We start from the raw sequence: 12,937 nt of genomic DNA on the forward strand, positions 1-12,937 counted from the left end.
CATATCACCGACGTCGCCGACAAGCCCGGTTGGGTCGATTGACACCAGTAGAGTACGAAGCAATCATAGAGCCAGCTGCTCTCGCAGCTTGACACTCAAACTGTCACCTTTCTTTGCATCAGTCCCCTGCGCTGAATCGTCTCCAGCTGCACTTGCAATGCCCCGTCGACAACCGCATATTGCGTTTCATACTCTGCTGGCCATCTCGTAGCCTCATCTTTTTTCTCAATGCACAGTCCCGCAAACTGATGCCGTTCTCCACTCTTCAGCTCGACATTCGCCCCCGCCGCATTATTCCAAACCACGGTGCCGAAACGCTCTTCGATGGCGGTCTTTTCCTCGGCAACAGGGCCAAGTGCGAAGAACTTTTCCGTTGTAGTCATCATCTTCCTCTCATTCACTCCAGCCCAGGGGTTCCCGGTCCAGGTGCATCCGGTGCCGTCATCGTGCCTTGCCCGACTATGTCTGTTCTCAGTGTTGCAGATTTCCGGTCGTTCCTCTGTGCGTTCACCATCATTTCCGTGGTTACGCCCTTCTCGTGTGGATTCAACCCATGTGGTGGCATAGACGGAATTCCCTGCCTCAACCCCTCCACGTCGGCCAGGCCGAACGCTGCTCGCGGACTTTCGGTCCTCCATTTCTCAACGATCTCGTTCGTTTCACCTCCACGCAGACACGCTTCGACTTTCATTGCCGACTCCTGTGGCAGTTCGCTTAACGCTTCTCGCATCGACTTCCAACGCGCTGTGATCAACTTCTTCTCAGTCGCATCGAGACGGCTGTAAATTTCCTCTCCCAATGCGGCCCCCCTCATATTCTTTCCAAGCCGTTCATTCGCTTCGGCGTTGCCTGCCGTGAAACGCTCCACCGCTCCCTGATAGTCCTCTACCGCGTTTTGTAACCGTTTCGTGGATTCTGTGTCGACCGCGGGGAGGTATCGCACCGCCTGCACCATGCGCTCGATACTCGCCTGATCTGCCCGACGAAACGCATCGCTTCCGACAATGGCCTGTCCATGCCCCGGCAACCGTTCGTCCACGTACCGTTGCAACACGTTGAACGAAGCGACACGTGCTTCCCGAGCCTCACGGATCATCTCCACGGCACTCTCTCGCGCTCTCGCCGCTTCAACTGCTCGACGGGCCTGATCACTGTTGTCCTGCAACTGGCTCGCGACCACGAACCGTTGGCGTGCTTCGTCCAGCAGCTCCTCTACTTTTCGCGTGCCGTTCCAAAATCCGTCAGTGGCGCTGGCTCTCTCCATCGGGTCTTTCACCCTCTCATTCAGAGTTCCCAACTCCGACACTAACTGTGTCAATGCCTGCTCTGACTTCGCCTGTGCTTCTGCTTCTACCCCCGCGTGCTCGTTCGGATAATTTGTAGCAGCATATTCGGAGTCCCGTTCCGCATTCTTGCCACCAACTTCTAATGATTCGCGTGCTGGCCGGTCTGACGTCTCGCGCTGCTTCTTCCGGTCTTCTTCCGCCTGCATCTGTTTGATCTTCCGATCAATTTCTGCCAATCGTGACTGTGCATCTTCGAGTTCCTCCGCGTGTTTGAACGGTTTTCCGAGCTGTCCGTCGACACTTTCCAGAATGGATTCGGCTTCCTCACGATTCTTCAGGAGCCGTTCCTTCACGCGGTCGAGACCGCTGATCTTGTTCTCAATCAACTGCGCAACGTTCCCACCGACTTCGCTTCTCTCGTCGAGAACGGCTTCGTAATCGAGTTCGACCTGAACCGAGTCGGGGTGAGCTCCGGTGTCGGCTGGTGTCAGCAGAACCTTTCGCTCCATCTTTTCGTTGAAGTCGAAGCTCATGTCGACAATGAATCCGCCCATCTCAATACGGTTTCCTTCACCATTGATCATTCCTCCCCCTGGCCGGGAGGTCGAGCGAATCAATCCCAGGATCGCTTCCGAGGTGTCTTTTCTGTCTTCATACCTCGTGCCGGCGACCGTTGCTTGGAAAGAATCGCCCCGAGTGTCGATACGTCGAGCGATCGCGGCTTCCACATCGGGTAGACGCTTTGCCACCTGTTCGAGCCGTTGTTCTGCTGAGCTACGGCGGTACTTCAATGCGGCTTGTGCCTTGTCGTGGCCTCGTGCACGCCGTGACAGTTTCTGAACGGTCACGTCCAACTCGGTGCGCTCCACGAGCAGAGGGTTGCCCGATGACCCGGCCATCATCTGTTGTGCATCCAATGCCAGATCGCCGGGGTCATCGAGTTCGCGCACGTCCAATCGTCCTCGCATCACCTGCGAAATCGCGGTCGCTTTTCGTCCGATGATGTCCCATGAGGTCGAGTCGAACGTGTTCTCCGTTGCGTACCGGTAGATCTGGACCTCGTCATTCTGGTTGCCTTGACGCAGAATTCGACCTTCACGCTGTTCCAGTTGGTCCGGTCGCCAGGGGCAATCAACGTGGTGCATAGCAATCGCTCGGGCCTGAATGTTTGCGCCAGTTCCCATTTTCTGGCTCGACCCGATCAGCACGTCGACCCGACCCTCTCGCGCGGCTTTAAACAGCTCGGCTCGCTGCTCATCGTCTTTCGCGTCGTGGATGAACCGAATTCGGTCTCGCTCCATACCGTGTCGTGTCACCAAGTCCGACTTCATCTGGTCGTAGGCGTTCCACTCGTCATCGTTCGGGGTCGACAAGTCACAGAACACGATCTGGAATGCACCCCTGTTCTCCGAAACTTCCGCGGTTCCTGGAACCAGGTATTCGTTGTCCCGGTTCTCCCGCCAGATCGAGGCCACGCGGCGAGTGACATAATTGATCTTTACGTCCCCGCTGAATTCCTCGCCAACCATCCTCGGGTCGAGGGCGACTTTCCGCCCGTCGTTATACACCGTCAGATGATTGTCTGCTCCTTTCTCGGGCCGACCGCTCAGTCGGTCCAACCGTTCTTCGAGGTATTCCATGTACTTAGCGTGAGTCTCCGTTCGCGGGATGATCACCATTTCCGGACGACGCTCCCCGTCACTGTTGACCGCCTGGTCCGGCACCGGCAGATTCAGATCTTCACTCCGTCGAACGTCTGCGAACTGCTGCCAGGAGGACAACATCTCCGGCACATTCTTGAACTTCGCGAAACGTGTCCGCTGCTTCAGTCGGCCCGCAGCATCTCGCTCGATACGGGTCACTGTCTCCCCGAACGTCGAACCCCACTGATCGAACGATTTCACTCCCGCGTCCTCCAACAGATCCGGTCGCAACAATTTCGACATCACGTGAGCTTCGCTGATCGAGTTCGCAATCGGTGTTCCTGTGGCCAGTGTCACGACACGCTCACCATATGTGTCCCGCAGGTAGCCAATCTTCATCTCCAGATCAGTAGCCTTCTGCGACCCCTCGATGAACGCTCCTGCAATTGATGTTGGTGTGTGCAGGTTCTTGTACTCGTGTGCTTCGTCCACCGTCAAGTAGTCGATGCCGGTGTCTTCGAACGACAGATTCGTCTCATCGGCCTTCGCAAGTATCTTTTCCAGACGCGCTTCTTGCGTCTTCTTCGCCTTTTCGATGTTCTTCACTGTTCGGTTGTTGTCCCGGCCAGTCGCTTCTTCCATAGCAACTCGGGCCTCGTCCAATTCGGCCGTGATATCTCGGAAGTAGTTTTTCGCGGTGTCGGGTTTCACACCCAGCAGCCGGAAAGCTGAGTGAGTCATGATGATGCCGTCCCACTCTCCAGTTGTGGCTTTGGCAATGAACGCTCGCCGTGCGTTGAGATTTCCTCCTTTCGCGGCCACATCGTCACTGCCTGCTGACAGCAACTTCGCATTGGGATACATCTCCTGCCACTCTCGCGTGAACTGCTCCAGCATGTGTCCGGGTACAAGCACCGCCGGTTTCGACACCAGCCCTCGCCGCTTGAGCTCCATCATTCCCATCACCGCAGCACCGGTTTTACCAGCACCCACGACATGGAACAGTCCCACCGCCGGCTCGGCAATGATTCGCGCCACTGCCGTCTTTTGATGTGGGTGCGGGACATAGTCATCAACTAGTCCGGGCAACTTCAGTCGCTCCGCTTCTGGTTCGTAATCGCGGGGCACCAACGAATTGAACCGCCGGTTGTACTCAGCCACCAGACGCTCGGACCGTTCCGGGTCTTCCCACACCCAGTCCTCGAAACGCTCCACGATTTCGTCGGCCTTCGCTCTCGCCGCTTCTGTCTCCGTAGCGTTCAACACTCGAGTTTTGTCTTCGAGAGTGTCCATGACTGTGATTTCTGCTCCGGACAGCAACTTCCGGTAAATGTCATAGACCGGCATCCTCTCTGTTCCCCATTGAGATGCAGCCTCGACCGTGCGCCTGCTACCACCATGCTCGACTTCCCAGAACCCAGCGCCAGCCTTATGCACCTTTGCCAACCTGTCCTGTGCAATATCGCGCAAGAATCTTTCGTGGTCCTCTGCCGGAATCCATACCGCACCAATCGTTGGGGTAATGTCTTCCAGCCCAATGGGCTCGGGGATGACTTTCTGCAGCTCTTGAACGTTAACCTTGTACCGGTCATCGCCTTCAGCCTCTCTTTCAGCAGCCTCCAGCTTGGTCCGAACGTTCCCTGAAAGATACTCCGCGCGCGTAGCCAGGCGAGCCGTTTCAGGATCGTCGAAGACCAGAGCACCGAGTTCCGCCCGTGCTGTATCTTCGTCGGTGCCCAGCAGATTCGCGATACGGTCGAGTTCCGCCCGTCCGCGAGCATCCAAGCACAGTCCCAGGGCTTCTTCTGCCGTGTCCGCTCCCAGCAAAGGACGATTCTGCTCCACCGTTCGCTGATGCAGCACATCGGCTGCCACCGCTTCTTCGGTCTCGTCGTTATAGATCTCAAGGGCCTTAGTGAGTGACCACAATGGGTCATCTCGCATAATCTTCGCGGGGGTCGGGTCGACACGCACTTGCACTCGGACTCGCTCTTTTTCGCCCGTGTCATCATTCCGCACGATCTTCGTCTGCCAGCGCGTCCGGTGCCGGTTGATCGGGCCGAATCTCTCTACGTGTTTCGCCCACACCTCTCTCGTTTCTTCTCGCAGAGCCACGAGTTCTTCCGTATCGACAGGTGTTGCGACTTGGCCCTCGATCAAGGCCGATGCCCGGTCGCGTAGATCCATCAATGATCGGACTTCGTCCATTGCGTTTTTCGGAACCTTGACCTCGACGGTTTCTCCGTCGATCACGCGCACGAAACTCTCGGGTTCGCGCTCCAACAGCGTTCCTGGCCACTGTCCTGGATTCAGATCCACGGCGACTGACTGTTCACGTGCTGCCAGGACCTCGGGGCTTGGGGCCACATACGTCCGTCCCCGTTCCTCGGCGGCATCGACTATCGCCGCCAGTCTGTCCCTCAGCTGCTCCGGCACAGCGGCGAGGTTGTCGGTCTTCACATCGATCTGTGTGTCACGGAAGGTGGATATCTCGAGTTCGCCCAGCACGTTCTCGGGGTGATCTTGGAAATACCGGTTCAGCAGTAGCCGGCCACCTGCATTCCCGATCTGTGTCGGGGTCGACTTCACCCACCGAAGTGTCTCCGGGGTTGGTTCTTCGCCCTCCATTCGTTTCCGGAACACGAGCACGTCCGTGACCACTTCTGTCCCGGCAGTACGTCGATGTGTCCCGTTCGGTAGTCGCACCGCGCCAAGCAGGTCTGCCTCGCGGCTGATTTCGGCCCGGAACGCCGGGTTCTGTGAGTCCATCGTGAACGCTGACGTCATCATCACGCCGATGCCGCCTTCGTGGAGCCCTCCGACTGCTTTTCGGATGAAGTAGTTGTGGATTGAGAATCGTTCGCCGGGGTTCCACGATGGGTCGAAGACAGGGAAGTTGCCGAACGGCACGTTCGCTATTGTCGCATCGAACTGGTCGGGGCGGACCAGAGTTTTTCCGAACGACTCATTGCGTACCTCGGCGTTTGGGTACAGGTATCCGGCGACCTGAGCTGAAATCGGGTCGAGTTCGATTCCCACCATGTCCATCGAGTCCGGAGCGGTGCCGATGAAGTTGCCCGAGCCACATCCTGGTTCGAGAACCTTGCCCTCGTTGAGACCGAGCTTCTGAAGTGCTGACCACATCTCCCCCACGATGGCCGGTGCCGTGTAGTGGGCATTAATGGTGGTTGCTCGGGCCGCTTCCCACTCGTCTTCTGTCAGAAGTTCCCGTAGCTGTTCACGCTCGGCAGCCCAGTTGCTCTTAGTCTCATCGAACACATCAGCAACAGCGCCCCAGGATGACCACCCGGCCAACACTTCCTGATCTTGTCCGGTCGCGGTCCGCCCGGTCTCGGTCAGTGACCGGACGCGCTCAATTGCGGCCACGTTCGCTTGGAAGCGAGCTTTCGGGCCGGACGGAACATACTCCTCGCCCATGTCCATGCGGAACACCGGCCCGGTCACTTCCTGTCCGTCCCCGCCGTCCGCTTCTTCCTGGACATGCGAAGTGTCCGTGACCGGTCCCTCCTTTTGTCCGGTCACGGACACTTCTACGGTGGGTGATGCATCGACTCCGTTTGCCGGGGTCAATCCTCCAACGGAGTCCCCGTCTCGTCGACCTCCGGTGGATACCGATCCAGAACGACCTCTTGCCAGGCCACTTCCTCGGCCTGCTTCCGGTTCGCCCGGCTCTTGCCCATCAGCAGCAACGGATTCGCTCGTTCCTCGTCCGTCGCCTGCTTCCCCTCCGGCTCCAGCTCTGCGATCACCTCCGACCTCCTCGTCACGTATTCCTCGAACATCGCCGCGTAGTGCTCGTCCGGGTTCTGGATAGTCTGTGCTTTCGTCGGGGCGAACGTCTCCACGTACTCCCGAATCCTCCGGCCCTCGGCCATTGCCCTCACCTGCTCCTGCATTCTCTCCTGGCTGCGCTACCAAATTCTCTTTGACGCTCAATACTGGCTGTACATCACTCTCTTCCGAGAAGATGAGGTCGAACAACCCCTCAGAATCATCGAATCCTTTTTCTGCCATTCTTCCTTACTCCATATAATAGAACATTCGTTCTATTTGTCAATATCTAATTGCTTGTTGCACTTGCCGTTCTGTTGGTCACCGGTCAATACCGGTGCTGTCCGTGGCCGGTCCGGTCACCGCCTGACCGGGCATCATGCTCATGTCCGGGCTGGTCTTCGTATCCAGTCGCGTCCGTTCGCGGCCCATGCATTGATCCCACGCTCGTTCCTGGTGCACTCCGGTCGACCGGGAGATGGCCATGATCTGACCGGCCAGCTGACCGCGTGGGGAATCTCGGTCATCCATGATTGCCGAGGTCCGCTCGGTCTCTGCTTTCAGATGCGCTGATAGGTCGGCCCCTGACATCGCTTTCGTCCACGCTCGGGAAACGACGCTGGCGCGGTCGTAGCGTTTCCCCTCGCTACCAAGGTCATACGTACACGCTTCGTCCTGCTTCTCGTATGCGTCCCAATACCGGTCCAGCGCGACCTCCACCTGTTCTGCTCCTGCGGTGGGTGTCCACGACATCAACGCCGCTTCTCTGCTCGCGGCCTTGGTCACATAAATATCCTCGTCGTTCTCGAACTTATTCAACGCTTCGGCAGACATTTCGTCTCGCGCCGCGCGTTGGATGATCGCCCACTCCTGTCCACCGGTTCTCGAATCGTTCGCCGCGACGAGCGCGTCGGCGTACCGCTCCATCACTCCCGCTTCGGCAGGAGCTTCATCGACCATCAGTTCCGCAGCTCTCTGCGCATCTTGCGCCTGACCGCTCAGCAGAGTGCGCAGGTCTTCCTTATATTCGAGCTGGGTCTGCGGTGACTGCGTGACCCGCTCGCCCAGCTGTCTTACCAGCCGCAGTCTCAGACTCAACCGGTCCCGGACTTCTGCCTCGGAGCTTTCAACCATGTGTCTTCACCCTTCTCTTTCGACAGTGGTTTCTGTCACCGTCGTCACCGTGGGCGGTTCGACTGAGTACACGCTCTCGGGGGTATGGGTGCGCTCGATCATCGACTTCTGAACGCGCAGACTCTCGGAGGGAATCTTGGACCGGTCTTCCAACCCCAGCGCAGGCATCTCCGGAATTCCGATCATGCGTGAGTACTCGTGTGCAATGCGGCTGTTGACCCCACCATCGTCCAGACTCTCTCGCTCTACATTCGACAAGCGCCGCCAGCGATCGCTCACCTCTTTCTGTTCTGAGCTCATCACGTCATAGCACGCCATGCCGAGTCCTTGGCCGCGCAGAGTCGCAGTCCGCGGGACATGTCGCCGCGCCGTCATCTCGTCCCAATCCAGCTGGTCTCGCTCGAACGACGCTTCCACATATTCGCGCACTTGGTCGCCTGTCTTGTCCACGTCGGGATACCACGTGGCCGGGTTCTTCGGGGTCAGCCGCAGCGCGCTCTCGACACTGGATTTCTCAGCTAATCGACCCGCTTTGCTGGCCATGATGTCGTTGACCTGGTGAGGAAAGCGCTCTGACAGACTGCGCCGGACTCCAGCCATAAACGGTGCTGTCCGTTGCGCCCCTTGGTGCAGAGCCGCTGAGTACGCGATCATCGCCGCGCCCCGGCTTGCCGCTACGCGTTCGTTGACTTCGAACACCTCGTGCACAGATTCCGGGACGTGCTCATCCCGAAGCGTCTCTCGAAACCCTCGTGCGGCTGACAAGTACTTTCGTGCTGCCACTTCCACGTGCTCGTTTGCCGCCGTCATCTCCTGTTTCACATAACGTTCGGCCTCGGCTCTTTGCTGTGGCTGGCGCGCCATCTCCTGTGCATGAACCAGGGCATCGATGATCCGACGCCGAAGTAGCATTACCGTTTCATCAGCTTCGAGCAGGTCCATCGGACTGCCGTTGCTCTCGCCCGAACCGACATAGGTGTCGTGTTCGTCTTCCCACCACCGTGAAGCATCGCCGCGTGCTGGGACTCTCTCAGTGCGGTTCGGATTGCGAGCGTCGGCTATCGCATCTTCGACTACGCGTTCCAGAACTCCGTCATCGACTTCGTTACGTCCCTGACCGATGTGGTTTTCCATCTGCCAGACAAGCGTTGGCGATGACTTGAGCCGGTCGAGGTCTCCGTAGGCATCTCCAACGTCTGCTAGGCCATAGATTCTGTCCCCGCGATCACTTCCGGCTTCTTCTTCCTGCTTTTGCAATTGCCGTTCGTAGTCCGCCAACTCGTTCCATCGTTCCCATCGCAGGGACACGTCCTCGGGGCTATTTCCGACAATTCCCAGCCGCATGGCCTCTCCCGGAGGAGAGGCCGCAAGGTCCTGGTGGAGCAGTTTCAGTCCGTCGTTGTTCATCCTCATACCTTCCCGTTCATCGACCCATATCGACGGTGGCAGAGGCATCCGCCGTCCTCGGACCGGCTGTCATGTAAACCTGTTCACGTTTCACACCCAGCACTGTTTGACCTGCGCTGTGCACTGGCACTGCTCGAGCGTTATTCAAAGCTTCTGTCAACGCATCACATTTGCTGACTACTTGTTTGGCCTCAGCATCGATATCAGCAACTTCGCGTCGATCCTCCGCCGCCGGTTCGTCAGCTTCCATCCTCACCAGGAATCGATCATGGATTTTCTGTGCATACGAAACAGCTGACCATTTGGTTATTTCCGTACGGTCTTTCAATTCTTCGAGCTGCTGGGCGCCCATCACGATCTGCACTGAATGATCGTCCACAGACGTCAACGCCTCATGCTCTTTGCCCATATATGTCCGAGCTCTTTCCCATTCCGGACGTGTCATCGTCACTGTGACATCCGGTTCCTGTTGGAGAGATTTGTTCGGAGCTGGGAATGAGTCCACATCGGTAGGAATCCCTTGATTCAGTGCCCACCAATTGCTCGTTGCGCCAGTCCCCTCCATGAGCACAAGCTCGGCACGAGCACGCGCGTCCGAAACAGCGAGACTGTTCCCGTCGGTACGCAAGCAACTCTGTTTAAGTCGTTTCCCCACCTCGTCTCGTAGAACGCCGCCAGCCGGTAACTCTTCCGTTTCGTTCGTTTCCCACGGGCCATAGTCCTGCCGTCTCCACACGTCTGCGTCTCGCTTATAGGCCTCGATTCGTTGGAAACCCCCTCGATCTGCAGCTGTCCACTTTGCGGGGTCCGGTGGCATACACGACACCCCGGCTTCCAGACTTGCCTGCTGAGTCAGTCGCCAACTCGGAGTGCTCCGTAATTCCTCAAGCAGTTCGGGCCGGACCACTTCTGCCGTTGTGGTTGATAGTCCGGCCAGCCACGGCCGCTCATAACTACTCGCGCCCTCAAACGCCTCGGAGAATCCCCGGAGTTCCTCTGCCCGTGCGCTCATCTCTTCCTGCACATCCGGATCCACGGAAAGTTCGCTGACTGTCTGATAGTTTTCGACCGCAGATGCAACGCTTTCATCCGTGGCTGCAGTCTCCAGCTTCTGAAGGAGGTCCCATGCGATGGAACCTCGTTCGTCTGCTGGACTGATCATCAGCCGTTCATGCGCGTCCGCCAAGGCGTGCACCATGCGACTGCGCATCGAACGGACTTGAGCATCTGCATGCTTGATCATCTGCTCCTGAAGATCCGCCATGCCTGATCACCGATCCATTCCCACATCCGGAGTCTGGTCCGGACTAGGTGGAGCGTACGACTGCTGCTGTTGGTGAACGGGCTGGCCTCGATCAGCGAACCGTTGCGAATGCTGTGGGTATGGGTCCGGGGCTGTGCCCCAAGCCGGCGCACCGCCTTGTTCCACCCCCGGACCGGACACGTTCTGATTCACTTCCGGCTGCACATCCCTACCAGGCGCAATTCTGCCCCGACCTTGGGGCTCATGCATATAGCTCGCCGCTACGTCGTGTGCATACAGTTTGTGTCCGACTCGCTGTTCCCCGGTCTTCTTATCCACGAATGGTTTCGGTACATAGTTGCCGTTCACTGCTACCCGCTGGCCCTTTTCCAGAGAGGCCATGATGTTGTCACGGAGCTTCGCGTTGTCGACCGTAACTTCGTATCGAGTTGCTTTGGCGTCTTTCCATTCGTTTGTTTCTGGGTCTCTGTAGCGTTTGTTCTCCATCACCGGGAACGCGGCGAACTGCGTTCCGTCCGGCGCGGACCTCAGTTCGGGATCGGCTGCGACGTTTCCGCTGATGGTGCGTTTCTCGGCCATTGTGGTCACTCTCCCTTGTTCGGTAGCCGCCTTATTGCGACTCACCCGGAGTACGTGACCACCGCACACCCCCGTAGAGTGACAAACATTTTCCGAAGACCAAGGCGAATACAGATGAAAGCGGCAACCATTACTTGGTCGCCGCTTTCTGCCGTTCGAGATGGATCTCTCACTCAATGCCCCAGACTGGCTGGCACTCTGATTCCGGTGACGGGGGCTTCGGAGACCGCCACCGTCAGCGATTCCAACGAATCAACCTTCGGGAATTCTCCACCGTGCCAAGAAACGATTTCATCAAACGTCAGCCCGTCGATCACTTGTGACCTTGGTGCACCCCACCTCGTCACAGCGAATACACCGGTAAGTGACCAATCGTCGCGCCACTCGCGGCCCTCCCTGCGAGACCTCAAATGGAATCCCTCCCCGGGGTCATAACTGATTCTCAGCCACTCACTCGCCACTTCTGGGACATCGACGGGGCGCTGGCATTGAAGAACCAGTCCCAATCCAAACACCTTATTCTCGAATCCCCCATGTTCTACCGGCCAGAACGACATACACCATTCACGAGACACGTATCCTCCTTGGCTCTCCTGATGCCATGTATCCGTCATCGTTCTTCGTCTCCCGGTCCCATCGTTTCCTCATCTTCTGGTGGCTGGTTCTCCCCGCTGTTCTCGTCCTCTTTCTCTTCCAATCCTGACCACGTTGCCATTTCGTCATCCGACCGTTCCCAAATCAGGTCGGCCGCTTCTGGGAACTGCTCGGTCTTCAACGTCAGGATCGCGTCAGTCCCACCGGGCACTCCGTCGCCGGTCAGCACTGATGTCCGTTCGCCTCGGGCTTTTCTCACTGGACCCGCTCCACCGACGTTCGACTCGCTGACGATCTCTCCGTTGTCATCGACAACTCTGACCCGGACGTATTCTGCTTCGGCATCGGCACCGGGTCGTTCAACCGTCTTCGTCTCGACTCGTGTGAACACCGTCCGTTCCCAAAGGTCTTCGTCATAGTCTCGCTGCACAGGGTCCGGCTCTTTATGCTGCCCGTCAGCGCAGCTGCCGAGTTCCTTGACCTGCTCACGTAGGCGCATCATCATCTGTTGGAGCTGGGGTAGCCACATCCACATTGCGTTGACCGTTGGTGCGCCTTCTTCCCATGTTTTGTACTCAAGGTTCATCGCCGCATGGAGTTCGGCCACGATTTCGGAATGGCGGAACCAGCATCCCGGTATTACTGCCTTGTTGATCTTGAACTCCGCAATCAACCAGTCCACCCATCGTCGGAGGCCGACCCATGCTTCTTGCTGTAGCTCGACTGGGATTTCCCGCCACCGAAGACCCAACCATGCCGGATATTCTGGCTCCTCAGCCAATCCCATCAGACCTGGGTCTAAGTACGATTCCGTCGTGTTTTCGTATACCTGGTCCGGTCGTGTGACCCTTTCGAGCAGCGCGTCCAGATCACTGGGGTCAACTTCTTCTTCGGATTCAGGTTGCACCTCGTTGTCATCGACCATCGTTACCGCCCCTCTTCTGATATTTTCGTGCATTCGCACACACAGCTTCCGCGAGTCTCCGTATCATCGACCCGATCACTTTCGCGGCTTTTCCATCCCCGCATTCTTCTTTCATCAGCTCATGGGCCGTGGTGTGGCAAAGTTCCGAACACAGCCAGTACCCAGCTCCACCACTGTTAACGGATGCAGCACACTCTTCGACGCTTTCGTGGTCCGTCGTGATCGAGTGCCAATCGAGCTCCGCAAATCTGCCGCAAACCTCACACAACATGGGTCGACTGCCGTTCGTTCCCATCGTTGTTCCTCCGTTTGC

8 protein-coding genes are annotated in these 12,937 nt (G+C 57.7%); all 8 read right to left on the reverse strand.

The annotated features are described in order from the left end of the window. Positions 1–95 precede the first annotated feature (95 nt). The 8 genes from BI49514_RS11905 to BI49514_RS11940 all read right to left on the reverse strand — a co-directional run bounded on the left by BI49514_RS11905 (position 96) and on the right by BI49514_RS11940 (position 12,624). Entirely contained in the window at positions 96–386 is a 291-nt protein-coding gene (locus BI49514_RS11905) for a hypothetical protein (RefSeq protein WP_101546749.1), read from the reverse strand. A gap of 11 nt (positions 387–397) precedes the next feature. After that, positions 398–6,472 (reverse strand): helicase-related protein, encoded by a 6,075-nt coding sequence (locus tag BI49514_RS11910; protein ID WP_180954383.1) that lies wholly within the window; start codon positions 6,470–6,472, stop codon positions 398–400. 44 nt (positions 6,473–6,516) lie between these two features. Next, positions 6,517–6,846, reverse strand: a complete 330-nt coding sequence (locus BI49514_RS16580; RefSeq protein ID WP_115614111.1) for a hypothetical protein — start codon at positions 6,844–6,846, stop codon at positions 6,517–6,519. A 196-nt stretch (positions 6,847–7,042) separates the two neighbouring features. Next, positions 7,043–7,855, reverse strand: coding sequence for a hypothetical protein (locus BI49514_RS11915; protein ID WP_101546751.1), 813 nt, complete (start codon positions 7,853–7,855; stop codon positions 7,043–7,045). A gap of 6 nt (positions 7,856–7,861) precedes the next feature. Further along, positions 7,862–9,262 (reverse strand): hypothetical protein, encoded by a 1,401-nt coding sequence (locus BI49514_RS11920; RefSeq protein ID WP_145996217.1) that lies wholly within the window; start codon positions 9,260–9,262, stop codon positions 7,862–7,864. Between the two features lie 16 nt (positions 9,263–9,278). Further along, positions 9,279–10,526, reverse strand: a complete 1,248-nt coding sequence (locus tag BI49514_RS11925; protein ID WP_101546753.1) for a hypothetical protein — start codon at positions 10,524–10,526, stop codon at positions 9,279–9,281. Between the two features lie 6 nt (positions 10,527–10,532). Next, positions 10,533–11,105: a single-stranded DNA-binding protein gene (locus BI49514_RS11930; protein WP_101546754.1), complete on the reverse strand. Its 573-nt coding sequence runs from the start codon at positions 11,103–11,105 to the stop codon at positions 10,533–10,535. A 610-nt stretch (positions 11,106–11,715) separates the two neighbouring features. Then, positions 11,716–12,624: a hypothetical protein gene (locus BI49514_RS11940; protein ID WP_101546756.1), complete on the reverse strand. Its 909-nt coding sequence runs from the start codon at positions 12,622–12,624 to the stop codon at positions 11,716–11,718. Positions 12,625–12,937 lie beyond the last annotated feature (313 nt).

Origin of the sequence: Brevibacterium iodinum ATCC 49514 (assembly GCF_900169265.1) — a bacterium.
In the GTDB taxonomy this organism is placed as follows: domain Bacteria; phylum Actinomycetota; class Actinomycetes; order Actinomycetales; family Brevibacteriaceae; genus Brevibacterium; species Brevibacterium iodinum.

Coding starts and splice junctions, on each gene's coding strand:
- BI49514_RS11905 (WP_101546749.1), bottom strand. CDS start 386: ATGATGACTACAACGGAAAAGTTCTTCGCACTTGGCCCTGTTGCCGAG.
- BI49514_RS16580 (WP_115614111.1), bottom strand. CDS start 6,846: ATGCAGGAGCAGGTGAGGGCAATGGCCGAGGGCCGGAGGATTCGGGAG.
- BI49514_RS11915 (WP_101546751.1), bottom strand. CDS start 7,855: ATGGTTGAAAGCTCCGAGGCAGAAGTCCGGGACCGGTTGAGTCTGAGA.
- BI49514_RS11920 (WP_145996217.1), bottom strand. CDS start 9,262: ATGAACAACGACGGACTGAAACTGCTCCACCAGGACCTTGCGGCCTCT.
- BI49514_RS11925 (WP_101546753.1), bottom strand. CDS start 10,526: ATGGCGGATCTTCAGGAGCAGATGATCAAGCATGCAGATGCTCAAGTC.
- BI49514_RS11930 (WP_101546754.1), bottom strand. CDS start 11,105: ATGGCCGAGAAACGCACCATCAGCGGAAACGTCGCAGCCGATCCCGAA.
- BI49514_RS11940 (WP_101546756.1), bottom strand. CDS start 12,624: ATGGTCGATGACAACGAGGTGCAACCTGAATCCGAAGAAGAAGTTGAC.